Consider the following 23,863-nt stretch of genomic DNA (forward strand, 5'->3'; position numbering starts at 1 on the left):
ACTCCAGAGAGGTCAGCAGCAGGCCGGATGAGGGCCCAGCCTGCCGCTGAAAACTTAGCGAACCGGGGCCGGAACGGGCGCCAGGGTTTCGTGCTCGCTCTTCTGGCGAGACGGGGCTTTGTGCACCATGGTGTAGGCGTAATCCACGCCCATGCCGTAGGCACCGGAGTGCTCACGCACGATATCCATTACCGCGTTGTAGGTCTCTTTGTGCGCCCAGTCGCGCTGCCACTCCAGCAGCACCTGCTGCCAGGTTACCGGGATCACGCCGGCCTGGATCATGCGCTGCATGGCGAAGTCGTGGGCCTCTTTCGAGGTGCCGCCGGAGGCGTCCGCCACCATGTAGATCTCGTAGTCGCCTTCCAGCATTGCGCACAGGGCGAAGGTGTTGTTGCACACTTCGGTCCACAGGCCGGAAACCACCACTTTCTTCTTGCCGTTGGCCTTCAGGGCGTCACGCACTTTCTGGTCATCCCAGGAGTTCATGGAGGTACGCTCAAGAATGTCCTGGCCCGGGAAGACGTCCAGCAGCTCCGGGAAGGTGTTGCCGGAGAAGCTCTGGGTTTCAACGGTGGTAATGATGGTCGGGATGTTGAACACTTTGGCCGCTTTCGCCAGCCCTACCACGTTGTTTTTCAGCACCTGACGATCGATAGACTGCACGCCAAACGCCATCTGCGGCTGCTGGTCGATAAAGATCATCTGACAGTTATCGGGGGTTAACACTTCGAGTTTTGAGTTAGACATAATGGTATCCAGTGAGGTGAACAGGTGAAATCCGTCGCGGAACACTGCGACGATGCGATGCCTGTATCCTGGATGACTCTTCGCCCTGGCGTAATTATCTCTTTGTATAATTAACCTTTCGTATAGTTATACGCAGGTATAGTTATACTTTGGTATAGCTATCCCATTGTATAACTGGTTTTTTCCGGTAACCGGTTCCAATAATCCTGACATTTCCCCTCTCTCAGTCAGGAGCAGTTATGACTTCCTCTGCTAAAGCAGATTTGATTCTGGTGAATGGCCAGTTTCATACCGTCGATCGTGAAAATCCTCTCGCCGAAGCGGTCGCCGTGCGCGACGGCAAATTCCTTGCCGTAGGCACCGCTGCGGAAGTAATGCAGTACCACGACGACGCCACTAAAGTCGTGGATCTGAAAGGCCACACCGCTATCCCCGGCCTGAACGACTCGCACCTGCACCTGATCCGCGGCGGGCTGAACTACAATCTCGAACTGCGCTGGGAAGGCGTTCCCTCGCTGGCCGACGCCCTGCGGATGCTGAAAGAGCAGGCCCTGCGCACCCCGTCACCCCAGTGGGTACGCGTGGTGGGCGGCTGGAACGAGTTCCAGTTCGCCGAGCGCCGGATGCCGACCCTGGACGAGATCAATGCCGCCGCGCCGGATACTCCGGTGTTTATTCTGCACCTGTACGACCGCGCCCTGCTCAACCGCGCGGCGCTGAAGGTCGTCGGTTACACCAAAGACACGCCGAACCCGCCGGGCGGCGAGATCCAGCGCGACGCTAACGGCAACCCGACCGGGATGCTGATCGCCCGTCCGAACGCCATGATCCTCTACGCCACCCTCGCCAAAGGGCCAAAACTGCCCCTGGAGCAGCAGGTGAACTCCACCCGCCAGTTTATGCGCGAGCTGAACCGTCTGGGCTTAACCAGCGCCATTGATGCGGGCGGTGGTTTCCAGAACTACCCGGAAGACTACGAGGTGATCGCCGAGCTGCACGAGAAAAAGCAGATGACGATCCGCATCGCCTACAACCTCTTTACCCAGCGCCCTGGTCACGAGCTGGAAGACTTCGAGAAGTGGACCGACATGCTCAAGCCGGGCCAGGGCACTGACTTCTTCCGCCATAACGGCGCGGGCGAGATGCTGGTCTTCTCCGCCGCCGACTTCGAAGATTTCCTCGAGCCGCGCCCGGATCTGGCTCCCGGCATGGAGGACGAGCTGGAGCGCGTGGTGCGCCATCTGGTGGAGCATCACTGGCCGTTCCGCCTCCACGCCACCTACGACGAGTCCATCAGCCGGATGCTGGACGTCTTCGAGAAGGTCAACCGCGAGATCCCGTTCGACGGCCTGCACTGGTTCTTTGACCACGCCGAGACCGTTACCCAGCGCAACATCGACCGCATCAAGGCCCTGGGCGGCGGCATCGCCGTGCAGCACCGTATGGCCTTCCAGGGCGAGTACTTCGCCGAGCGCTACGGGATGGAAGCGGTGCGCCACACCCCGCCGGTTACCCGCATGCTGGAGACCGGCGTGCCGGTAGGTCTGGGCACCGACGCCACCCGCGTGGCGAGCTACAACCCGTGGACCGCGCTCTACTGGCTAGTCTCGGGCCGTACCGTCGGCGGGATGCAGATGTACGATCACAGCGCCCGTCTGGATCGCGACACCGCCCTGATGCTCTGGACCCAGGGCAGCGCGTGGTTCTCCAACGAGCAGAGCCAGAAAAGTCAGATCAAAAAGGGCCAGCTCGCGGATCTCGCGGTGCTGAGCAAAGACTTCTTCCGCGTGCCGGAAGAGGAAATTAAAGGCATCGAGTCGGTGCTGACGGTGGTGGACGGCAACATCGTTTACGCCGCAGGCAGCTTCGGCCCGCTGGCGCCGCCTGCCATCCCGGTCCTGCCGGAGTGGTCGCCGGTGGTCAAGGTGCCGGGTCACTACCGCAGCGCGCCACCGCAGGCCGCCCGCGTGGGGATTAACACTATGCACCACTGTAGCGGCCCGTGCGGAGTGCATAACCACGCGCACGATTTCGCCCGCACGGCAGAGATGCCGGTGGCCGACGATAACGCCTTCTGGGGAGCGCTGGGCTGCAGCTGCTTCGCGTTCTGATCATGATGAACTCACACACACAGACCCTGCCCCGGATTGACCTGGGGCTGTTCTTCCTGCGGATCGCCGGCAGCCTGCTGCTGCTGTACGTGCACGGCCTGCCGAAGATCGTGCATTTCAGCGAAGAACTGACGCGGATCGAAGATCCCTTTGGCTTCGGGCCGTACTTCAGCCTGATCCCGGCGATCGTCGCCGAAGTGATCTGCCCGATCCTGATCCTGTTCGGCGTGGCGACCCGGCTGGCCTGCGTGCCGATCGTTGCCGTGCTGCTGGTGGCGATGCTGGTGGTGCATCCCGGCTGGTCGATTGCCGAAGGTCAGTTTGGCTGGCTGCTGCTGATCATCTTTACGACGCTGGCGATCACCGGCCCCGGCGCGTGGCGGGTCCGTTCGCGGGCCACGGAGAGATTCGCATGACCCAGATCACCGACGCGCACGTGGAGCATCCGCCTGCCCCGACGATGTCCACCTGGCAGCCGCTGCACCAGCGGGTGTTCCGCATGCTGTGGATCGCCACGGTAGTGTCCAACGTGGGCTCGTGGATGAGCGACGTGGGGGTCAACTGGAGCATGCTGACCCTCAGCGCCGATCCGCTGGATATCGCCCTGGTGCAGGCGGCAAGCAGCCTGCCGATGTTCCTCTTCGCCCTGCCCTCCGGGGTGATGGCGGATATCGTCGACCGGCGTAAGTACCTGCTCTTCTCCCAGCTGTGGATGTTTATTGCCGCCGCGGGGCTGGCGATCCTCTCCTTTACCGGGCAGGTCACGCCAACGGTGCTGCTGGCCGCGGCGTTTCTGCTGAGCGTCGGTAGCGCCATGAGCTCGCCGCCGTTCCAGGCGGTGGTGCCGGATCTGGTCAGCAAGGCGGAGCTGGGCCCGGCGGTGGCGCTGAACTCGCTGGGGGTCAACATCAGTCGCGCCATCGGCCCGGCGCTGGGGGGCTTTTTGCTCTCGCTGGCCGGACCCTGGATGGTGTTTCTGCTCAACGCTCTGTCGGTACTGGGCGTGGCCTGGGTGCTATGGCGCTGGAAACCTGCCGCCTCGGTGCAGCGCCTGCCGCCGGAGCACTTCTTCTCGGCGGTACGCGCCGGGGTGCGCTACGTTCACGCCGCCCCGGTGCTGCGTAACGTGTTGATCCGCACCGTGGCAGTCTTCGTCTTCGCCAGCGCGGGCTGGGCGCTGTTGCCGCTGGTGGCGCGTCGGGAGCTGGGCCTCGGCCCGGCGGGGTACGGCATTATGCTGGCCTGTATCGGGCTGGGGGCGATTGCCGGGGCGGTGCTGCTGCCGCGTCTGCGCCAGCGCCTGAACGCCGATCGGCTGATGGTGGCGGCGAGCCTGGTCTTCGCCCTCACCATGCTGGCCCTGGCCTTTGTGCGCCACTTCTGGCTGCTGAACCTGTTTGAGTTCTTCACCGGCTTCGCGTGGATCGCAGTGCTCTCCACCCTCAACCTCGGGGCGCAACGCAGCGCCGCACGCTGGGTGAAGGCCCGGGCGCTGGCGGTCTATCTGACGGTGTTTTTCGGCTCGATGACCGCAGGCAGCGCCATCTGGGGACAGATTGCTTCCCACGTTAACACCGCCACGTCACTCTGCGTGGCGACGGTCGGGATGCTGCTGGCCAGCGCCACGGTGCTGCGCTGGAAGCTGGAGAAAGATCCCAACCTGAACCTCGATACCAGCGGCCTGATTGCCGACGACGCGCGGGAGAGCATCCCCAACGAGCGCGGCCCGGTGCTGGTCTCCTGCGAGTACCTGATCGATCCTGAAGCGGCCAGCGACTTCCTGCAGGCGGTCCACGAGCTGCGCCGGGTGCGCCGCCGCGCGGGCGCCATCAGCTGGGCGGTGTATGAAGATATCGACCAGCCGGGTCTCTATATCGAGACCTTCCTGATGGGCTCCTGGGTGGAACACCTGCGCCTGCAGGAGCGCCACACCATGAATGACCACCTGCTGCAAAGCCGCGTGCTGGCTTTTCATCAGGGCGATGCACCTCCGGCGACCCGCTACCTGGTAGCGCCGGTTTAAAACCTAAAACAGCACTTTGAGGAAGAGACTATGGCGACGATTAAAGCGAAAGACGGCACTCAGATTTATTACAAAGACTGGGGTGCAGGTAAACCGGTGCTGTTCAGCCACGGCTGGCCGCTGGATGCCGACATGTGGGACAGCCAGCTTAACTATCTGGCGGAACGCGGTTTCCGCGCCATCGCCTTCGACCGCCGCGGCTTTGGCCGTTCGGATCAGCCGTGGAATGGCTATGACTACGACACCTTTGCCTCCGACATCAACGACCTGATCACCGCGCTCGATCTGCGCGACGTGACGCTGGTGGGCTTCTCGATGGGCGGCGGCGACGTGAGCCGTTATATCGGCACTTACGGCACCGATCGTGTGGCAGGCCTGGCGCTGCTGGGTGCAGTGACGCCGATCTTTGGCAAATCCGACTCCTACCCGCAGGGCGTGGATCAGTCGGTGTTCGCTGGCATTCGTGACGGGCTGCTGAAAGATCGCGCCCAGTTCATCAGCGATTTCGCCACCCCGTTCTACGGCATCAACGCCGGGCAGAAAGTCTCTGAAGGCGCGCTGACCCAGACCCTGAACATCGCCCTGCTGGCCTCGCTGAAAGGGACTATTGACTGCGTGACCGCCTTTGCCGAAACCGACTTCCGTGCGGATATGGCGAAAGTCGACGTTCCGACGCTGGTGATCCACGGCAGCAACGACCAGATCGTACCGTTCGAAACTACCGGTAAAGTGGCGGCGGAGCTGATTAGCAAGGCGGAACTGAAGGTGTATGACAACGCGCCGCACGGCTTTGCGCTGACGCATCAGGACCAGCTGAATGAAGATCTGCTGACGTTTGTGAAGTCGCTTTAAGTTCAGCGCTTAATGCCGGGTGGCGCTACGCTTACCCGGCCTACTTTCCCTGTTAATCCTCATCCGACGTAAAAACCATTCCCGCGTAAGGCTTCTCCCGACACGCCGCCAGTCGCGCGGCCAGATCCCCCACGTGCAGTTCCAGCTTGTGCCCGTCCGGGTCGAGAAAGTAGAACGACTCCCCTTCGCTTTTGTTCTCCTTCCAGACGATAACACCTGCGTCCTGGAGCTTTTGCGTGAACGCTGCGAAGTGCTCTTGTGCGATGGAGAAGGCGTAATGGGTGTAGTCGCTGTTCTGCGGCGGGATGAATGTGCGCGTGTCATCATACGACAGACAGAGCCAGAGATCGCCGCAGGTGAGATAAGCACCGGTGTGCCATTCGGCGTGCAGGCGCAGGCCAAGAAGATCGCGCCAGAAGGTGATGCTGGCCGGCAGGTTGCTGACGGCGAGGGTCAGGTGGTTGAGGGAACTGAGCATGGGATCGGGTCCTGGACAGGGGTTAATGTTACCTCTTTAGCATGTTTATCGGTGCATAAACAGAAGCGAGCCTGTCAGCATTACCGCCGGGTGGCGCTGCGCTTACCCGGCCTACAAAACCTGTAGGCCCGTGCAAGCGGAGCGCCGCCGGGCAATGCAGTTAGTGCTTCACCATCACATGCCGTACCACGGTGTAATCCTCCAGGCCGTACATCGACATATCCTTGCCGTAACCGGACAGCTTCTGCCCGCCGTGCGGCATCTCACTCACCAGCATAAAGTGAGTATTCACCCAGGTGCAGCCATACTGTAAGCGGGCGCTCATGCGGTGCGCACGGCCCACGTCCCGGGTCCAGACCGACGAGGCCAGGCCGTACTGTGAGTCGTTGGCCCACTCCAGCACCTGCTCTTCGTCGTCGATCATGCTGACGCTCACCACCGGGCCGAAGACCTCGCGCTGGATGATCTCATCCTCCTGCTTCGCCCCGGCCAGCAGGGTTGGCTGATAGTAATATCCGCCGCCGCCCGCCACGCTTCCGCCGGTCACCACGTGGATGTGCGGCAGGGCTTTGGCGCGTTCCACCGCCTCGCTGACGCGGGTCAGATGGGCGGCGGAGCTGACCGGCCCGAGCTCGGTGGTCTCATCCTCCGGGGCCCCCATTTTCAGGCTGGCGACGGCGACGCCCAGCTTTTCCACAAGCGCGTTATAAACCTCTTTCTGGGCATAGATACGACAGGCCGCAGTACAGTCCTGCCCGGCGTTGTAGAACCCGAAGGTGCGCACGCCTTCGACCACCGCGTCGATATCGGCGTCGTTAAAGACAATCACCGGCGCTTTGCCGCCCAGCTCCATATGGGTGCGCTTAATCGACGGCGCGGTATGGGAAATAATGTGCTCCCCGGTGGCGATGGAGCCGGTCAGGGAGACCATCCGCATCTTGTCGTGGCCGGTCAGCGGGTCGCCCACGGTTTTACCCCGGCCAAACAGGACGTTAATCACCCCGGCCGGGAAGATATCTTTTGCCAGCTCGGCCAGCTTCAGGGCGGTCAGCGGGGTGATCTCCGACGGCTTAAGCACCACGCAGTTCCCGGCTGCCAGCGCCGGGCCCAGCTTCCACGCCGCCATCATCAGCGGGTAGTTCCAGGGGGCGATGGAGGCCACCACGCCCACCGGATCGCGGCGGATCATCGAGGTGTGCCCTTCCATGTACTCCCCTGCGGCGAGGCCGTTCAGGCAGTGGGTTGCCCCCGCAAAGAAGCGGAACACATCGACAATGGCCGGGATCTCGTCGTTCAGCACGCAGTGCAGCGGTTTGCCGCAGTTCAGCGACTCCAGTCGGGCGAAGGTGTCAGCGTTCTGCTCAATCACATCCGCCAGCTTCAGCAGGCACTCCGCGCGCGCTTTCGGCGTGGTCTGGCCCCACTGGCGGAAGGCGCGATCGGCGGCCTGCACCGCGGCGTCCACCTGCTCCGGGCTGGCCTCGGCAATCTCGAGCAGCACCTCGCCGGTGGCCGGGTTGTAGACGGGCTGCTTCTCACCTGAACCCGCAATCAGTTCGCCATTGATCAATAAGTTGTCTTGCATAGCCGACTCCATTGTTTTTATGTTCCGGGAAATTACAGAGGTTGTCCTGCGTTAAGCCGTTTTGCATGCTCGATCGCGTCATTTTCCGGCGCGTTTGAGCGCCCGAACGGACGGGCCAGCGCCATGTAAATCAGACCAGAGATCACCACCACCGCCAGGCCCACCAGCACCGTCCAGCGGTCGATAAAGCTCGCGCTCTCAGCCGGTTGCGCCAGCAGCCAGATGCCGCACAGGCCGTAGGCCAGCGCCAGGATATTGACCAGCATGCCCCAGCCACCGACGCTCCACTCCCCGGCCGGTTTCCAGCCCTTCAGCCGCTGGCGCAGCGCCGCCAGCACCACCATCTGGAAGGAGATGTAGATCCCGATAACCGCAAAGGCGGTGATGCGCGCCAGGTTATCCGGCTGGAAGTAGACCCACACGCAGATGAGCACCGGCAGCAGGCAGCTGACGATCATCGCGTTATCCGGGACGCTGTTTTTCGACAGCTTCGACATCCAGGCGCTACCCGGCAGCATCTGATCGCGGGAGAAGGAGAAGATCAGGCGGCTTAACGCGGCCTGCAGGGAGAGAATGCACGACAGCATGGCGATCACCGCGATGATGATAAACACCGTGGCGCCAGTCTCGCCGAGGGCTTCGTTGAGGATCGCAGGGATCGGATCGGCAATTTGGCCGTTAACGATATTCATCAGGTTCGGGGAGGCCAGCAGGTAGCCGAGGATCGAGACCATCGCCGAGAGGGCGCCAAACACGATGCTGAGGATCATCGCAATCGGGATCTTTTTGCTCGGGTTTTTCACCTCTTCCGCCACGTTGCCGCAGGCTTCAAAGCCGAAGAACATAAACAGGCCGATCAGCGCCGCCGCCATAAATGCCGGCTGGTAGCTGCCGTCTTTGGCGATCACCCCCATCGAGTCGAAGACTACCGAGAAGGGCTGCGCGCGATGGAACAGCAGCAGATAAATCCCCAGCGCAATCACGCTGACAATTTCACACCAGAAGCCAATCCGGGCGACCCGGGCGAGGTTTTTGGTCCCCGACATGTTGATGGCCATCATCATCAGCAGCAGCACCACCGAGGTGATCAGCATGTTGCCGGCCGAAGTTTCAAAGCCGAACAGCGATCCGACGAAGGTGGCGGTATATTCCGCCACCGAGGTGATGGTCACCACCAGCGCCCAGAGGTAGATCCAGGCGGCGATCCACGCATATTTCCGGCCCCACAGGCGACGCGCCCAGGGATAGAGACCGCCGGTAATCGGATACTGCGACGCCACTTCGCCAAACACCAGCGCCACCAGCAGCTGTCCGCAGGCCACGATTGGGATCCACCAGATGGCCGGCGGCCCCGCCAGCGTCACCGCCAGGGCAAACAGGGAGTAGACCGCCGTCAGCGGCGAGAGGTAGGTGAACCCGAGCGAGAAGTTAGAGATAAGGCCGATGGAGCGGTGAAATTGCTGTGTATTATCGCTATGAATTGCTTCACTTTTCTTGCCAGAAGTCTGTTCCATACGTTTATTCTCTGTGATGGGGTTGAGTCGCAGGTAACACGAATCAAGGTATAGAAGAGCGCCTCAAGGCCGTACAGCGTTGCCCTCGCGATTTGTTAAGATTTGTATGGATATGTCACGTTTTTGTTAAGGATAAACCGCATTTTCCGTGAGCCGTATCACGTCAGGTCTGCGAGATCGCGACCTGAGCCCGCCTTTTCCAGGCCATTTCCCCTGTTTTTCACGCCTTCATCACAAAATTCAAACAATCAGCACTGAACAGGCCCATTTCGTCAAAACGTAGATATTTTTAATTTATGGCTACGAAATGCACTGCCCTGTCTCCTGAATACTTTCTGAGAGGATTGATTCTGATGAATGCACTTACCGCCGTAAAACAGCCCGACGAGGCGTTGTCCCGGACCATCACCGGTTTCAGCATCACGACATCCGTGCAGTCTCCGCGCTTGCTGGAGCTGACGTTCTCAGCGGAGGTCACGCAGCAGTTCCTGCGGGAGGTGGAGCAGTGGCCCATTCAGGCCCTGGAGTACAAATCGTTCCTGCGCTTTCGGGTGGCAAAGATCCTCGATGACCTGTGCGGCAACCAGCTCCAGCCCCTGCTGCTGAACACCCTGCTCAGCCGTGACCAGGGCGCGCTGTTAATCGACGCCGAGGGGGTGGATAACGTCACTCAGGCCGACGAGATGGTGAAGATCGCCACCGCGGTCGCGCACCTGATCGGACGCTCCAATTACGACGCTATGAGCGGCCAGTACTACGCCCGCTTTACGGTGAAAAACGTCGATAATTCCGACAGCTATCTCCGCCAGCCCCACCGCGTGCTGGAGCTGCACAACGACGGCACCTTCGTCGACGAAGTGACCGACTACGTGCTGATGATGAAGATCGACGAGCAGAACATGCAGGGCGGCAACTCCCTGCTGCTGCATCTCGACGACTGGGAGTCGCTGGATACCGTCTTCAGCCATCCGCTGGCCCGTCGCCCGCTGCGCTGGACCGCGCCGCCGAGCAAAAACGTGGCCGCCGATGTGTTCCACCCGGTGTTTGACGTCGACCAGCAGGGCCGCCCGGTGATGCGCTATATCGACCAGTTCGTCCAGCCGAAAGATTTTGAAGAGGGCGTCTGGCTGAGCGAACTTTCTGACGCGCTGGAGGGCAGCAAAAACATCGTCTCCATTCCGGTACCGGTGGGTAAATTCCTGCTGATTAACAATATGTTCTGGCTGCACGGTCGGGATCGCTTCACCCCGCATCCGGATCTGCACCGGGAGCTGATGCGCCAGCGCGGGTATATCAGCTACGCCACCAGCCACTATCAGACTCATCAGTAGGAATTGAGCGGATGTATGACTTCGTGATTATCGGCGGCGGCATTATCGGCATGTCGACCGCCATGCAGCTGATTGAACTCTACCCGGACGCCCGCATTGCGCTGCTGGAGAAGGAGGCGGGCCCCGCCTGCCACCAGACCGGGCACAACAGCGGGGTGATCCACGCCGGGGTCTATTACACCCCCGGCAGCCTGAAGGCGCAGTTCTGCCTGGCGGGCAACCGGGCGACCAAAGCCTTCTGCGATCAACACAACATCCGCTACGATACCTGCGGCAAGATGCTGGTAGCCACTTCTCCGCTGGAGATGGAGCGCATGCGTGCCCTGTGGGACCGCACCGCCGCCAACGGCATCGAGCGCGAATGGCTCAGCGCCGCCGAACTGCGCGAGCGCGAGCCCAACATCACCGGGCTGGGCGGGATTTTTGTCCCCTCCAGCGGGATCGTCAGCTATCGCGAAGTGGCGGCGGCGATGGCGAAACGCTTTCAGACGAAGGGCGGAGAGGTGATTTATCGCGCCGAGGTCAGCGCCCTGAAAGAGCACGGCGACCGGGTGGTGATCCACACCCACGACGGACGCGAGTATGAAGCCTCCACCTTAATCAGCTGCTCCGGGCTGATGGCCGACCGGCTGGTGAAAATGCTCGGCATCGATCCCGCGTTTATTATCTGCCCGTTCCGCGGGGAGTATTTTCGCCTCGCGCCGGAGCACAATCAGATCGTCAACCATCTTATCTACCCCATCCCCGACCCCGCGATGCCGTTTCTCGGGGTGCATCTCACCCGGATGATCGACGGCAGCGTGACGGTGGGGCCGAACGCGGTGCTGGCCTTTAAGCGCGAGGGTTACCGCAAGGGCGATTTCTCCCTGTCCGATATGCTGGAAATTATTGGCTCAACGGGCATCCGCCGGGTATTGCAGAACAACCTGCGCTCGGGCCTGGGTGAGATGAAAAACTCGCTGTGCAAAAGCGGCTATCTGAAGCTGGTGCAGAAGTACTGCCCCGGCCTGACGGTGAAGGATCTGCACCCCTGGCCTGCGGGTGTGAGGGCGCAGGCAGTTTCGCCAGAAGGTAAGCTGATCGACGACTTTTTATTTGTCACCACGCCGCGCACCATCCATACCTGTAATGCCCCCTCCCCGGCGGCGACCTCGGCGATCCCCATCGGGGCGCATATTGTGAGCAAGGTTCAGACCCTGCTCGCCAGCCAGCACAACCCCGGGCGTGCGCTGCGGGCTGCCGGTAGTGTGGAGACCTTACATGCCGCGTTTACCCGTTAATCATTCTGAGACAGGAAGCCATCATGCAACTCAACGATCCCAGCTTATTCCGCCAGCAGGCTTATATAGAAGGAGAGTGGTGCGACGCCCACAGTGGTGAGACCCTCGCCGTGACCAACCCGGCGAACGGCCAGACCCTGGGCAGCGTGCCGAAAATGAGCACTGACGAGACCCGCGAGGCGATTGAGGCGGCGAACCGCGCCCTGCCCGCCTGGCGAGCGCTCACTGCCAAAGAGCGCGCCAACATTCTGCGCCGCTGGTTCGATTTGATGATGGCGAACCAGGACGATCTGGCCCGGCTGATGACCCTCGAGCAGGGCAAACCCCTGGCGGAAGCGAAAGGCGAGATTAGCTATGCCGCCTCTTTTATCGAGTGGTTCGCCGAAGAGGGGAAACGCGTCTACGGGGATACCATTCCGGGCCATCAGGCGGACAAGCGGCTGATCGTGATTAAGCAGCCGATTGGCGTGACCGCCGCCATCACTCCGTGGAACTTCCCGGCGGCGATGATCACCCGCAAGGCCGGTCCGGCCCTGGCGGCAGGCTGCACCATGGTCCTCAAACCCGCCAGCCAGACGCCCTACTCCGCGCTGGCGCTGGCCGAACTGGCGCAACGTGCCGGGATCCCGGCAGGGGTGTTTAATGTGGTGACCGGTTCGGCGTCCGATATCGGCAACGAGCTGACCAGCAACCCGCTGGTGCGCAAGCTCTCCTTTACCGGCTCGACCGGGATAGGCCGCCAGCTGATGGCCCAGTGCGCGAAGGACATCAAAAAAGTGTCGCTGGAGCTGGGGGGCAACGCGCCCTTTATTGTCTTTGACGATGCCGACCTCGATAAGGCCGTGGAAGGGGCGCTGGCCTCGAAGTTCCGCAACGCCGGGCAGACCTGCGTCTGCGCCAACCGCCTGTACGTGCAGGACGGCGTCTACGATCGCTTTGCCGAAAAACTCCAGCAGGCGGTGGAGAAGATGCAGATTGGCGACGGCCTGACCCAGGGCGTCACCATCGGGCCGCTGATTGACAGTAAGGCGGTGGACAAAGTCGAAGAACACATTGCCGACGCGCTGGAGAAAGGCGCGCGGATTATTACCGGCGGATCGCAGCATAAACTCGGCGGCAACTTCTTCCAACCGACTATTCTGGTAGATGTACCCGGTGATGCGAAAGTGGCAAAAGAGGAGACCTTCGGCCCGCTGGCGCCGCTGTTCCGCTTTAAAGATGAAGCCGATGTTATCCATATGGCTAACGACACCGAGTTCGGCCTCGCCGCCTACTTCTATGCCCGTGATTTGAGCCGCGTGTTCCGCGTCGGCGAGGCGCTGGAGTACGGCATCGTCGGGATCAACACCGGTATTATCTCCAACGAAGTGGCCCCGTTCGGCGGCATTAAAGCCTCCGGCCTGGGTCGGGAAGGTTCCAAATACGGCATAGAAGATTACTTAGAAATCAAATATATGTGCATCGGCCTTTAATCTTTCAGGAGATTTAAATGAGCAGCAATAAAGAGTTAATGCAGCGTCGCAGCAATGCCATTCCCCGTGGCGTGGGTCAGATCCACCCGATTTTTGCCGCCCGGGCCGAGAACTGCCGGGTGTGGGACGTCGAAGGCCGGGAGTATCTTGATTTCGCCGGGGGGATTGCGGTGCTGAACACCGGGCATCTGCACCCGGAGGTGGTCAGCGCCGTGGAAGCGCAGCTGAAAAAGCTGTCGCACACCTGCTTCCAGGTGCTGGCCTATGAACCCTATCTGGAACTTTGCGAAACCCTGAACCAGAAAGTGCCGGGGGACTTCCCGAAAAAGACCCTGCTGGTGACCACCGGATCCGAAGCGGTCGAGAACGCGGTGAAAATTGCCCGCGCGGCGACAAAGCGCAACGGCACCATCGCCTTCACCGGGGCCTATCATGGCCGCACCCATTACACCCTGTCGCTCACCGGGAAAGTGAACCCTTACTCGGCGGGCATGGGGCTGATGCCGGGCCACGTCTATCGCGCGCTTTTTCCCTGCGCCCTGCACGGCATCAGCGATGACGACGCCATCGCCAGCATCCATCGCATCTTCAAGAACGATGCCGCCCCGGAAGATATCGCCGCTATCGTGATCGAGCCCGTCCAGGGTGAAGGCGGCTTCTACGCCACCTCCCCGGCCTTTATGCAGCGCCTGCGCGACCTGTGCGACGAGCACGGCATCATGCTGATCGCCGATGAAGTGCAGAGCGGCGCGGGCCGCACAGGGACCTTCTTCGCCATGGAGCAGATGGGCGTGGCGGCGGATATCACCACCTTCGCCAAATCCATTGCCGGCGGCTTCCCGCTGGCGGGCGTCACCGGGCGCGCCGAGGTGATGGACGCCATCGCCCCGGGCGGACTGGGCGGCACTTACGCCGGGAGCCCGATCGCCTGCGCCGCCGCGCTGGCGGTAATCAAGGTCTTCGAGCAGGAGGATCTGCTGGGCAAAGCCAACAAGCTGGGTAACACCCTGCGCGAAGGCCTGCTGGCTATCGCCGAAAAACACCCTGAGATCGGCGACGTTCGCGGCCTGGGGGCGATGATCGCCATCGAGCTGTTTGAAGAGGGTGACCACCATAAGCCGAACGCCGCCCTGACGGCGCAGATTGTGGCCCGGGCGCGGGACAAAGGGCTGATCCTGCTCTCCTGTGGCCCGTACCATAACGTGCTGCGCATCCTGGTGCCGCTGACCGTGGAAGAGGCGCAGCTTCAGCAGGGGCTGGCGATCATCGCCGAATGTTTTGACGAGGCGAAGCAGGGTTAATTTTTACGCCCGGTGCAGGCCGGGCCGTATTCAAGGAGCACGACCATGACCATCATTTCCCAGGCAACGGCCATCGACGGCTACCGCTGGCTGAAGAACGACATTATCCGCGGCGTGTATCACCCGGATGAGAAGCTGCGGATGAGCCTGCTGACCTCCCGGTATGAACTGGGCGTCGGCCCGCTGCGCGAAGCGCTGTCGCAGCTGGTTGCCGAGGGGCTGGTCACGGTCATTAACCAGAAAGGCTACCGGGTGGCACCCATGTCCGAACAGGAGCTGCTCGATATCTTTGATGCCCGCGCCAACATGGAGGCGATGCTGGTGCGCCTCGCTATAGAGCGCGGCGGCGAAGAGTGGGAAGCCGACCTCCTCGCCCGGATGCATCTGCTGAACAAGCTCGAATCCCGCGACGCCAGCGAGACGATGCTGGATGAGTGGGACCAGCGCCATCAGGCGTTTCATACGGCGATTGTGGTTGGGTGTGGGTCGCGGTATTTGATGCAGATGCGGGAGAGGCTTTTTGATCTGGCGGCACGGTATCGGTATGTGTGGCTGCGGAAGACGGTTTTGTCTGTTGCGATGTTAGAAGAGAAGCATGTGGAGCATCAGAAGCTGATGGATGCGGTGCTGGCGCGGGATGCGGATAAGGCGGGGGAGCTGATGTATCAGCATTTGTTGACGCCGATTCCGATAATAAGGGGGGCGATGGGGGTGGGTCTGGCGACATGAAAAGTTAAATGCACCTTAAAACAGGCACTTTGAAGTGGATGTGTGTTTGTGGGCCAGGAAGCGATGCGGCACTGGCGGATGCAGATGCGCCGCGCCCCAAATAATAATCCGCCAGGGGACTGCACCTCAAGCAGGTACGGATAGGTCTTGTTCTTTCCTTTAATGCGGTAAACGCAGAATTGCATCACAGCTTCCCTGGTTCGTCAGAAAAACGGCCGTGGGTTTCAAAGAAGCGGCGCATCTCTTCCAGCCCTTCCCTGCTCTCTTCTGTCCAGCGAGCGGCCTGCAGCCGTTTCTGTTCGACGAGCAATGCTTTATTAAAGAGGGCAGATATGTTCGCCCCGGATAGCTTCACTTCATCGTAGAGGGCTGGGTCCACGATCAGGGTAACAGTTCTCTTTGGTTCAGTATGAGTCATGATATTTATCCTTATATTTATTGTGGTAAATATCCATTATGGCTGGTCCGCTCGTGAAAGCAGAATGCCTTTAAGCACAACCTTCCCACAAGATAATCGGGAAGGTCGTGTCAGAGCGCGAGGAGGAATGACTAAGGGATGCTATTTTTGCTTACCTGCGGGCTTAACATCCGCCACCCAGGTGCAAATTACGGCACATCCCGGTCGTAGCCTGGATACTTTTTCGGAATGTCTCACTATCCCAACGCTCTCTCGTCTAACCCTTTTAAAAGCAAAGCCTCCAATAAAGTTGGCTTTTTAGGAACAGTCAAAAATAAGTGTACAGGTATCGGAATTTATTTAGCTCTTTGATTATGATTAGTCGTACAACCATTTCCCGGCTTTAGCTGATTCGATCAACATGCTAATCGTAAAATCGGGAACAGGAACAGGAACAGGAGCAGATTTCTTAAATAGATTCCAGGAAAAAGGCTCATCGGGATAATAGATCTTTATATTAAAGCCTCCCCTGGCAACGCTGAATTCTCTAAAAAAGCCCTCCATGAGTTCTTCGGCTTCGTCAACATCTAGTAACATGTCAGTATCTATGTCTGTATCTGCGTTGAGTAACTTTTGTTTTTTCTCATTATTGATGAGATACACGCCATTGTAGCGTCTGGCGAGCACATAAATATGCTGTTCAATATCCTCTACCATAATTCGCATTTCCTTATGAGTTACTAACAGTTATGTAAAACAATGATTATCCACCGAAATTTAATTTATCGCATTAATATTCCAAAGCAGTCTAATCGCGCTTATTACGTTTTATATTAATCTGGACTTAATTTTATTTACTGGGTAAATTTACAGGTGTTATTTAACGCAATACGGGCATGCGCCAACATGCCCGTATCGCTCATCACAATCACTATGAATAGCGAATAGTAACCATGACTGATATCGATTGTATTGCAGAATCACTGCAACCAGAAGTCTTTGCCGCCGACGACCGGGTATTTACCGTAAGTTATGCGACGCGGTACGGGGATTACACCCGCATCCCTGCATTTATTATGAAAGGCCTGTGGCTCAATGAAGCCGGGTTCAGCACCGGAACGAAGGTAGATGTGAAGGTGATGAAGGGCTGTATGATCCTGACGTCCCGGCAGGGAGAGCCGGAGATAGAGACGCTGATGCGTGAGGTGAGTCAACTGTCGGACCAGGAGCAACAGCAGGTGATGGACTTTGTGGGGGTGATATCCGGGAAGGTTCGAAAGGCTTAAGACAGCGATAGTATGATTAAGGCGCCGGTGGGCGCCTTTTTGTTGGTAGTGAAAATCTGCCCGGTGAAAAGAGAGGCTCCCTGAAAACATACCGGGAGCCCTGGTCGTATTATCTTAGTAACTGAGCAACCCAGCGAATTAACTCAATTAAGGAATACTGCCCAAAGAGTTCTCCCTCATTTGTCACCCAGATCGGGAAAAACATTAACAGGGAAGCTGTGAGCAGGCTGGTCAGAATAAGGCTTATGAACCAACCGCTACGTAAAATCTTTTTATTCACCGCCCATTTAGCCAGATGCTGACCCATTCGCCAGCGGACCCAGCCACTGCGCCATAAATACCCCAGCAAAGAGATAACTATGGCGACGATGGCAATAAACAGGCCACAGTAACGCGCCAGTACCTCCAGGGAAGCGAGTAAATTATGCTGATTATCCCAGTTAGTGAACGGGGTAAGATAGACGCGTCCTGTCGCCCTGTCGTTGGACCAGATATCGCCATACGCTGTGTACAGAGGCATAAACAGATAGATAATGACAGCGCTGAAGATTGACCACTTCACCACCGACCAGTTCTGGACAGCCTGGGTGATGGCTTTCAGGCTGGTCAGGGCTTCATCGATATAGGTCGTAGTAACCCCACGATTCATCGCTTCGCGGAGCATATCCCCGGATTTACCCTTGCGGTTCGCATCCAGCATCTCCTGATGGGCTTCCGATTCCATAAAGGTTGCCACCGTTTTACGGCTACACGTAGCAACAAGCGGATTCAGCAATTTCCTTCTGGTGGTTCGATAGACAAGCTCGTTAAGATCGTTTTTCAGCATCAACTCAACGACATGTCCCGCATCCAGTATTTGCGGATGTCGACCGTAAACGATCCAGTTAACAGGCTGCGCAGCAAGCTGGGCCTGGCGTAGCTGGCTCGTAAATCGGGCAAAGGGTACGCTGGCGTTGTAGATAAAATTAACGTTACGCAACCCCTCATCAATACTGGAATCCGCCAGCTCAACGGCGCCATAACTCGCCAGTTCTGGGATACCCGCTTTGTAGAGGCCATCTGAATCGCCACGGATAATCTAGACACTTCCTAGCCGTTGATAATACTGGTTTTCATATTCTGTCGGTGACATCTGATCGCTGGAACCATGCCGACGCTTACTGTTATAAAACATTTCGATGTAATCAAAAATATCGCTGCGGGCTTCTTCCCGCGTTCCGTAGATCTTTTTCTTTATCCGTTCGCGTTTCAACAACTGGAAAAAGCTTTCTGCAACCGCATTATCATGGCAGTTACCGCGACGGCTCATGCTGCCCTCCAGGCCGTGTGATTTCAGGAACGACTGCCACTCATGGCTTGTGTACTGACTGCCCTGATCCGAATGAACCAGCACCTGTTTTTGGGGATTACGGCGCCATACAGCCATCAGCAGTGCGTTCAGGACAATGTCCTTTGTCATCCGGGATTGCATGGACCAGCCGATAATTTTGCGTGAGAACAGATCAACAACCACGGCAAGATACAGCCAGCCTTCGTGGGTCCTGATGTAGGTTATGTCCGTTACCCAACGCTTATCCGGAGCATCCGGATTGAACTGTCGCTGGAGCCTGTTGGGCGACACGATACTGGCCTCGCCTTTACGTGCCCGCGGGCTCCGGTATCCGACCTGAGCCTTTATCCCGACACGTTTCATCAGTCGCCAGACTCTGTTCACTCCGCACTGTTGCCCGCTGTCCCGCAGATCCAGATGGATTTTGCGATAACCATAGACGCATCCCGATTCCAGCCAGAACTGTTTAATCTGTCCTGTCAGTCTCAGGTCTGCCTGATGGCGTTGTGAATGCGGCTGCTGAAGCCAGGCGTAAAAAAACCACTGGGATGAACATCCAGCACCCGACAGAGCAGGCGAACAGGCCAGCAACAGGTGTTGTCACGGATAAAGGCGTACCTCAGTCGGACAGCTTTGCGAAGTACGCCGCGGCTTTTTTTAATATGTCCCGTTCGTCGGTAACCCGCTTCAGCTCTTTCTGGAGACGGCGGATCTCGGCCTGAGCATCTGACTGTTCTTTATTAGCGGAAGAATCCGGACCGTACTTCTTTATCCAGGCATAAAGGCTGTGGGTGGTGATATCGAGACGTGTTGCAACGCTGGCAACAGAATAACCGCGATCAACAACCTGTTTGACTGCTTCAATTTTAAACTCTTCGGGATAACGCTTACCGCTCATGGGCACCTCTCTTTAAGCCATCTTAAATGACTCTGAGGTGTCTGTTAAACCCGTGGCGATTCACTTTGCTGAGTGGAAGTAAGGTGAAAGGCATAGAACTCGAGTCGTTGTTAGAGAAACTCAACAGCCGCATCGAAGCACTTTACGATCGTGAACATACGCTAGGACATGCGTTCTTTATGCCGGTAAAAAATGCACTCGATGCCGGTGATGAAGACACTGCGTTTAAACAATTGAAGATCGCATTCCAGAAAAAGATCATTCCGCTTTTACAGGAATACTTTTTCGATGACTGGAACAAGATCCGGTTGGTGCTGGCAGACAATCAAAAGCAAGACGACAACCTGCAATTCGTGATTGAGAAAATCGACGATCTCGATACGCTTTTTGGTAACAACCATGGTTTACGACGCCATGATCAGCAATCAACAGCTTACGAGCTTAAAGATTTCGATCAAGAGATCTGGAATATTCCACAGGCTTATCGTTCAATTTATCAGCCCCAGCAGACACCCCTTGATGAGCAGGTTGTAAATCATGGGTGAAGTTATCTCCGTTTTTGAATATGACCTACTGGGGAGTGACAAAGCGGCTTCAGTTGGCGCAAAACCGGTGCCTCCACTGGTCTTTAATTATTTAGAAGCGCTTAGCCTGGCAAGTAATCAAGGGAGCCAGTTCCTCAAACTCACCTCTCGCTCAGGCTTCAAATTGCTTCAGGTTCAAAACTACGCGGGGATGCTTTCAACACCTCACTGTTTCCAGCTTGAGATACTGCCCAAGGTTGGTAAAAACCTCACAGCGGCTAATGCACGTCAAACATTGCTGACGATGCTAAGTCACCTGCCTGGGTTTCGACATATTCAAACCCAGCAGGCCACTCTTCAGGCACAGCGCATGCCTTTGCTCGAGATTTTTATCAGCCAGTTTTTGCAAAGCGTCAGCCAATTGCTTAAACAAGGTTTACGCTCCGACTATGTGAGCGAGCAAGGTAATCTGCCTTTTATGAAGGGCAAGCTGATGCTTTCTGCACAGCTGCGACATAACGCGGTAAATCGCCATAAGTTTTGTGTCGATTATGATGAGTATATGCCTGATTGTGCTGCCAATCGGCTCTTACACTCCGCACTGGATAAGTTACTTAGTCTGCAGCTGTCATCAGAGAATCAACGCTGGCTTTACGAACTGCGCTTTGCGTTTGACGGGATTCCACTTAGCCGGGATATAGAAAGTGATATAAACAGCTTACGCCTGGAACGTGGTATGGCTCATTACAATAAGCCAATGGCTTGGGCGCAGTTGATTCTGAGAGGAATGAGCCCGAGTGCCTTGCAGGGAAATACCGATGCAATATCACTCCTATTCCCTATGGAAGCGCTATTTGAATCCTTTGTTGCACAAACTCTCCCTGACGAACTCCCTACTCACCTTAAAGTTAAACCACAGGCTGCCACTTATTCTCTTGTGAAGCATGGGCCTAACGACTGCTTTAAGCTTCGCCCTGACTTGTTGATTCAATCGCTGCAACCGGTTCAGACCAAAATGGTAATGGATACAAAATGGAAGCTGGTGGATAACAAATTACAAAAAAAATCACTGTATGGACTAGCGCAATCCGACTTCTATCAAATGTTTGCCTACGGCCAAAAATACCTTGGTGGAACAGGCGAGATGTATCTGATTTACCCTGCGCATGATGACTTTAGCCAACCGATACCGCAGCACTTTGCTTTCTCTGACACCTTAAGATTGTGGGTTGTGCCATATCGGATAATGGCAAAGCGCGGGGAGAGGATGATGTGGGTAGGTGATGTGTCCAATATATAGTTACTAAGCCAAACTCGAAAACCTTGCCGCTAGCCAGGATCTCTTATCAAACGTACAATCAAAACCCTAAAATAGCCCTTTCCAAAAAAGAATTGCTTTTAACAGGAATTATAGTGAATAAACAGCAGCTTGCAGCAAAAATCTGGGAATCTGCCAACCAGATGCGTTCTAAAATTGAAGCCAACGAATACAAAGATTACATACTCGGTTTCATCTTCTACAAGTACCTAAGCGACCAGCTGGTGCAGTTTGTCACCAGACAGGGTATGACGCCCGAAGACATCAAAGCCCTCAATGAAGAAGACGCCGACACCGTTAAATACGTTCAAGACAACCTGGGCTACTTTATTGCCTACGATAATCTGTTCTCTACATGGATTGATCCAACATCCGAATTTGATGAGTCTAACGTGCGAGATGCACTCTCCGCCTTTAGCCGTTTGATTTCGCCAACTTACAAAAAACTGTTTGAAGGCATTTTTACTACCTTAGAAACAGGTTTAAGCAAACTGGGTGAAAGTGCTGGCAAACGCACCAAAGCCATCAGCGACTTGCTACACCTGATCAAAAGCATCCCCATGAACAGTAATCTAGGGTATGACGTCCTGGGCTACATTTACGAATACCTGATTGAAAAATTTGCCGCCAATGCGGGTAAAAAAGCCGGTGAGTTTTACACGCCTCATGAAGTTTCGGTACTGATGTCGAACATCATCGCTCATGAGTTAAAACACAAAAATACCATCAAAATTTACGACCCTACTTCCGGCTCTGGTTCGTTGCTGATCAATATCGGTGAGGCGATCGAGAAATACGCTAAAAATAAAGACAGCATCACATATTTCGCCCAAGAGTTAAAAGCCAACACCTACAACCTAACCCGTATGAACCTCATCATGCGTGGTATCAAAGCCAGTAACATTAAAACCCGTAATGGCGATACCTTAGAAGACGATTGGCCGTATTTTGATGAAAGCGATCCACAAGGCTCGTACTACGCCTTGCATGTCGATGCCGTGGTGTCCAACCCACCTTATTCACAAAACTGGGACCCCAGCTTTAAAGACAGCGATCCACGCTATTCACGTTTTGGCCTGGCGCCTAAAACCAAAGCCGACTTTGCTTTTTTACTGCACGATCTCTACCACCTAAAACCCGATGGCATTATGGCTATTGTACTGCCCCATGGTGTCTTATTCCGTGGCGGTGAAGAGGGTGAAATTCGCAAGCAACTCATTGAGCAGAATCACATTGATACTGTTATCGGTTTACCGGCAAATATCTTTTTTGGCACCGGCATTCCCACTGTGATTTTAGTACTCAAACAAAAACGCCAAAACACCGATGTATTGGTCGTCGATGCCTCCAAACACTTTATGAAAGAAGGCAAAAACAACAAACTGCAAGCCAGTGATATCAAACGTATTACCGATGCGGTGATTAACCGCGAAAGTATCGACAAGTTCTCGCAACTCGTAAGCAAACAAACCCTGCGCGACAACGGTTATAACCTCAACATACCGCGCTATGTAGATTCCTCTGCTCCGGCACCAAGCTGGGATTTACACGCCACCATGCTCGGCGGCATCCCCAACAGCGAAATTGCCGAACTACACAACTATTGGCAAGCTTTTCCGCAATTGCACAATACTCTGTTTGCGCCAAAATCTGCTGCTTACAGTGAACTGGCCATTGCCAAGCAAGACGTCAACGCCAGCATCAGTGGGCATCCGCAAGTGTTAGCGTTTATCAGCGCCTACAACCAAGCCTTTAATGGCTTTGATGACCACCTAAACACAGAATTAATACAAAACTGGGTAAGCGTAAAGCGTAACCAACAAGAGGCGATATTAAGTACCGAGCTATTTACTCGCTTAGCCCCCATTACCTTAATCGACAAATACCAGGCTTACCAATTTCTAAACAACCAATGGCAAATTATCAGCGCCGATTTAGAAATGATGCAAACTGAAGGTTTTGCCGCCACCAAACAAGTTGACCCTAATATAGTCATCAAGAAGAAAGACGGCAAAGACACCGAAGTACAAGACGGCTGGAAAGGCCACATATTGCCCTTTGATTTAGTGCAACAAACTTACTTAAGTGATGACTTACAAGCCCTGGCCGATAAAGAAACTCGATTGGCAGAAATTTCCAGCACACTGGAAGAAATTTTAGAATCTCTAACCGAAGAAGAAAAAGAACAAGATACGGTAAAAGAAAGTAAAGACGGCTTTGCCAATGCCGAATTGAGTAAAGCCGCCAAGGCCTTCTTGAAAGAGCATAAAGACAGCGAAGTTAAATTCGCAGAAGAAAGCTATGAAGCCAAAATCATTCGTGCGAACAAATTAATTGATGAAGAAAAAACCCTGAAAAAAACGGTCAAAGATGCCGCCACTGCCCTGCACTTAAAAACCAAAACAACTATCGAAGCCTTAAACGATGAACAGGTGAACAACTTGCTGCGCCTCAAATGGATTATGCCATTAAGCACGGAACTCGCAGCCATGCCAAACGCCGTGATTAACCAGCTCACCCGCCAAGTACAAGCCCTTGCTGATAAATACGCTGTCACCTATTCGCAAGTGGCCAATGATATAAAAACCACCGAGCAAGAATTGGCGGAAATGATAGGTGAACTCACAGGCAATGAATTTGATCTACAAGGCTTGGAAGTACTCACCAACTTATTGAAGGGTGAATAA

At 56.2% G+C, this 23,863-nt stretch carries 19 protein-coding genes and 2 pseudogenes; 13 read left to right on the forward strand and 8 right to left on the reverse strand.

Translation table 11 applies throughout. The features are described from left to right. Window positions 1-54 precede the first annotated feature (54 nt). Entirely contained in the window at window positions 55-747 is a 693-nt protein-coding gene (locus LRS40_RS04360; protein WP_142488058.1) for a hydrolase, read from the reverse strand. 239 nt (window positions 748-986) lie between these two features. Here LRS40_RS04360 and LRS40_RS04365 point away from each other — a divergent pair, with 239 nt between their 5' ends. Genes LRS40_RS04365 through LRS40_RS04380 form a run of 4 tightly spaced genes read left to right on the forward strand, consistent with a single transcriptional unit; the run spans window position 987 to window position 5,733 of the window. Further along, a complete protein-coding gene (locus LRS40_RS04365) occupies window positions 987-2,858 on the forward strand; it encodes an amidohydrolase (protein ID WP_231313185.1) in 1,872 nt (623 codons plus the stop codon). A gap of 5 nt (window positions 2,859-2,863) precedes the next feature. Next, entirely contained in the window at window positions 2,864-3,274 is a 411-nt protein-coding gene (locus LRS40_RS04370; RefSeq protein WP_370649956.1) for a DoxX family protein, read from the forward strand. Continuing rightward, window positions 3,271-4,881 carry an MFS transporter gene (locus LRS40_RS04375; RefSeq protein WP_231313187.1) on the forward strand — a complete coding sequence of 537 codons (1,611 nt, stop codon included), beginning with the start codon at window positions 3,271-3,273 and terminating at the stop codon, window positions 4,879-4,881. Before LRS40_RS04370 ends, LRS40_RS04375 begins: the two co-directional genes overlap by 4 nt. A gap of 30 nt (window positions 4,882-4,911) precedes the next feature. Further along, window positions 4,912-5,733 (forward strand): alpha/beta fold hydrolase, encoded by an 822-nt coding sequence (locus tag LRS40_RS04380; protein WP_142488055.1) that lies wholly within the window; start codon window positions 4,912-4,914, stop codon window positions 5,731-5,733. A gap of 52 nt (window positions 5,734-5,785) precedes the next feature. Here LRS40_RS04380 and LRS40_RS04385 read toward each other — a convergent pair whose 3' ends face one another. From LRS40_RS04385 to LRS40_RS04395, 3 genes are all read right to left on the reverse strand, one after another. After that, complete coding sequence (locus LRS40_RS04385; protein ID WP_231313188.1) at window positions 5,786-6,211, reverse strand: FosA8 family fosfomycin resistance glutathione transferase; 426 nt, start codon at window positions 6,209-6,211, stop codon at window positions 5,786-5,788. Window positions 6,212-6,371: 160 nt separating this feature from the next. Then, entirely contained in the window at window positions 6,372-7,796 is a 1,425-nt protein-coding gene (gene patD, locus LRS40_RS04390; protein ID WP_231313189.1) for an aminobutyraldehyde dehydrogenase, read from the reverse strand. 32 nt (window positions 7,797-7,828) lie between these two features. Continuing rightward, on the reverse strand, window positions 7,829-9,310 hold the full coding sequence (locus LRS40_RS04395; protein WP_231313190.1) for an APC family permease: 1,482 nt from the start codon (window positions 9,308-9,310) through the stop codon (window positions 7,829-7,831). Between the two features lie 353 nt (window positions 9,311-9,663). Between LRS40_RS04395 and glaH the strand changes: the two genes are divergently transcribed. From glaH to csiR, 5 genes are read left to right on the forward strand one after another with little or no spacing between them, the layout of a single operon-like run. Further along, window positions 9,664-10,641 carry a glutarate dioxygenase GlaH gene (gene glaH, locus LRS40_RS04400; protein WP_231313191.1) on the forward strand — a complete coding sequence of 326 codons (978 nt, stop codon included), beginning with the start codon at window positions 9,664-9,666 and terminating at the stop codon, window positions 10,639-10,641. Window positions 10,642-10,652: 11 nt separating this feature from the next. Beyond that, window positions 10,653-11,921 carry an L-2-hydroxyglutarate oxidase gene (gene lhgO / locus LRS40_RS04405; RefSeq protein ID WP_231313192.1) on the forward strand — a complete coding sequence of 423 codons (1,269 nt, stop codon included), beginning with the start codon at window positions 10,653-10,655 and terminating at the stop codon, window positions 11,919-11,921. A 23-nt stretch (window positions 11,922-11,944) separates the two neighbouring features. Beyond that, entirely contained in the window at window positions 11,945-13,393 is a 1,449-nt protein-coding gene (gene gabD, locus LRS40_RS04410) for an NADP-dependent succinate-semialdehyde dehydrogenase (RefSeq protein ID WP_231313193.1), read from the forward strand. Window positions 13,394-13,410: 17 nt separating this feature from the next. Next, a complete protein-coding gene (gene gabT / locus LRS40_RS04415; RefSeq protein ID WP_231313194.1) occupies window positions 13,411-14,694 on the forward strand; it encodes a 4-aminobutyrate--2-oxoglutarate transaminase in 1,284 nt (427 codons plus the stop codon). 45 nt (window positions 14,695-14,739) lie between these two features. Further along, on the forward strand, window positions 14,740-15,423 hold the full coding sequence (gene csiR, locus LRS40_RS04420; RefSeq protein WP_142488044.1) for a DNA-binding transcriptional regulator CsiR: 684 nt from the start codon (window positions 14,740-14,742) through the stop codon (window positions 15,421-15,423). A 184-nt stretch (window positions 15,424-15,607) separates the two neighbouring features. Here csiR and LRS40_RS04425 read toward each other — a convergent pair whose 3' ends face one another. Together LRS40_RS04425 and LRS40_RS04430 are read right to left on the reverse strand one after the other, a co-directional pair. After that, window positions 15,608-15,841, reverse strand: coding sequence for a type II toxin-antitoxin system CcdA family antitoxin (locus LRS40_RS04425; protein ID WP_231313195.1), 234 nt, complete (start codon window positions 15,839-15,841; stop codon window positions 15,608-15,610). Between the two features lie 357 nt (window positions 15,842-16,198). Continuing rightward, window positions 16,199-16,537: a DUF1493 family protein gene (locus LRS40_RS04430; RefSeq protein ID WP_231313196.1), complete on the reverse strand. Its 339-nt coding sequence runs from the start codon at window positions 16,535-16,537 to the stop codon at window positions 16,199-16,201. A 236-nt stretch (window positions 16,538-16,773) separates the two neighbouring features. Between LRS40_RS04430 and symE the strand changes: the two genes are divergently transcribed. Continuing rightward, on the forward strand, window positions 16,774-17,106 hold the full coding sequence (symE, locus tag LRS40_RS04435; protein WP_231313197.1) for an endoribonuclease SymE: 333 nt from the start codon (window positions 16,774-16,776) through the stop codon (window positions 17,104-17,106). Between the two features lie 109 nt (window positions 17,107-17,215). Here the strand turns inward: symE and LRS40_RS04440 are convergent, their stop codons facing one another. Together LRS40_RS04440 and LRS40_RS04445 are read right to left on the reverse strand one after the other, a co-directional pair. Beyond that, window positions 17,216-18,085, reverse strand: coding sequence for a hypothetical protein (locus tag LRS40_RS04440; protein WP_231313198.1), 870 nt, complete (start codon window positions 18,083-18,085; stop codon window positions 17,216-17,218). A 99-nt stretch (window positions 18,086-18,184) separates the two neighbouring features. Beyond that, window positions 18,185-19,334: pseudogene (locus LRS40_RS04445) on the reverse strand (IS3 family transposase). A gap of 62 nt (window positions 19,335-19,396) precedes the next feature. On the opposite strand from LRS40_RS04445, the pseudogene LRS40_RS04450 reads away from it, so the two are divergent. The 3 genes and pseudogenes from LRS40_RS04450 to LRS40_RS04460 all read left to right on the forward strand — a co-directional run. After that, window positions 19,397-19,879: pseudogene (locus tag LRS40_RS04450) on the forward strand (restriction endonuclease); the annotation flags it as partial. After that, the gene (locus LRS40_RS04455) at window positions 19,872-21,158 is read left to right on the forward strand and encodes an McrC family protein (protein ID WP_231313199.1); all 1,287 of its coding nucleotides are present in this window, start codon (window positions 19,872-19,874) and stop codon (window positions 21,156-21,158) included. The pseudogene LRS40_RS04450 and the gene LRS40_RS04455, both read left to right, overlap by 8 nt. A 113-nt stretch (window positions 21,159-21,271) precedes the next feature. Then, window positions 21,272-23,863 (forward strand): type I restriction-modification system subunit M, encoded by a 2,592-nt coding sequence (locus tag LRS40_RS04460; protein ID WP_231313200.1) that lies wholly within the window; start codon window positions 21,272-21,274, stop codon window positions 23,861-23,863.

The organism is Leclercia sp. G3L (assembly GCF_021117075.1).
GTDB classification, from domain to species: domain Bacteria; phylum Pseudomonadota; class Gammaproteobacteria; order Enterobacterales; family Enterobacteriaceae; genus Enterobacter; species Enterobacter adecarboxylatus_C.

Excerpts from the sequence above, each read along its gene's own strand:
- LRS40_RS04380 (WP_142488055.1), top strand. The coding sequence starts at position 4,912 with ATGGCGACGATTAAAGCGAAAGACGGCACTCAGATTTATTACAAAGAC.
- gabD (WP_231313193.1), top strand. The coding sequence starts at position 11,945 with ATGCAACTCAACGATCCCAGCTTATTCCGCCAGCAGGCTTATATAGAA.
- lhgO (WP_231313192.1), top strand. The coding sequence starts at position 10,653 with ATGTATGACTTCGTGATTATCGGCGGCGGCATTATCGGCATGTCGACC.
- LRS40_RS04385 (WP_231313188.1), bottom strand. The coding sequence starts at position 6,211 with ATGCTCAGTTCCCTCAACCACCTGACCCTCGCCGTCAGCAACCTGCCG.
- LRS40_RS04455 (WP_231313199.1), top strand. The coding sequence starts at position 19,872 with ATGGGTGAAGTTATCTCCGTTTTTGAATATGACCTACTGGGGAGTGAC.
- LRS40_RS04430 (WP_231313196.1), bottom strand. The coding sequence starts at position 16,537 with ATGGTAGAGGATATTGAACAGCATATTTATGTGCTCGCCAGACGCTAC.
- gabT (WP_231313194.1), top strand. The coding sequence starts at position 13,411 with ATGAGCAGCAATAAAGAGTTAATGCAGCGTCGCAGCAATGCCATTCCC.
- LRS40_RS04395 (WP_231313190.1), bottom strand. The coding sequence starts at position 9,310 with ATGGAACAGACTTCTGGCAAGAAAAGTGAAGCAATTCATAGCGATAAT.
- LRS40_RS04425 (WP_231313195.1), bottom strand. The coding sequence starts at position 15,841 with ATGACTCATACTGAACCAAAGAGAACTGTTACCCTGATCGTGGACCCA.
- csiR (WP_142488044.1), top strand. The coding sequence starts at position 14,740 with ATGACCATCATTTCCCAGGCAACGGCCATCGACGGCTACCGCTGGCTG.
- LRS40_RS04370 (WP_370649956.1), top strand. The coding sequence starts at position 2,864 with ATGAACTCACACACACAGACCCTGCCCCGGATTGACCTGGGGCTGTTC.
- glaH (WP_231313191.1), top strand. The coding sequence starts at position 9,664 with ATGAATGCACTTACCGCCGTAAAACAGCCCGACGAGGCGTTGTCCCGG.
- LRS40_RS04360 (WP_142488058.1), bottom strand. The coding sequence starts at position 747 with ATGTCTAACTCAAAACTCGAAGTGTTAACCCCCGATAACTGTCAGATG.
- LRS40_RS04365 (WP_231313185.1), top strand. The coding sequence starts at position 987 with ATGACTTCCTCTGCTAAAGCAGATTTGATTCTGGTGAATGGCCAGTTT.
- LRS40_RS04375 (WP_231313187.1), top strand. The coding sequence starts at position 3,271 with ATGACCCAGATCACCGACGCGCACGTGGAGCATCCGCCTGCCCCGACG.
- symE (WP_231313197.1), top strand. The coding sequence starts at position 16,774 with ATGACTGATATCGATTGTATTGCAGAATCACTGCAACCAGAAGTCTTT.
- patD (WP_231313189.1), bottom strand. The coding sequence starts at position 7,796 with ATGCAAGACAACTTATTGATCAATGGCGAACTGATTGCGGGTTCAGGT.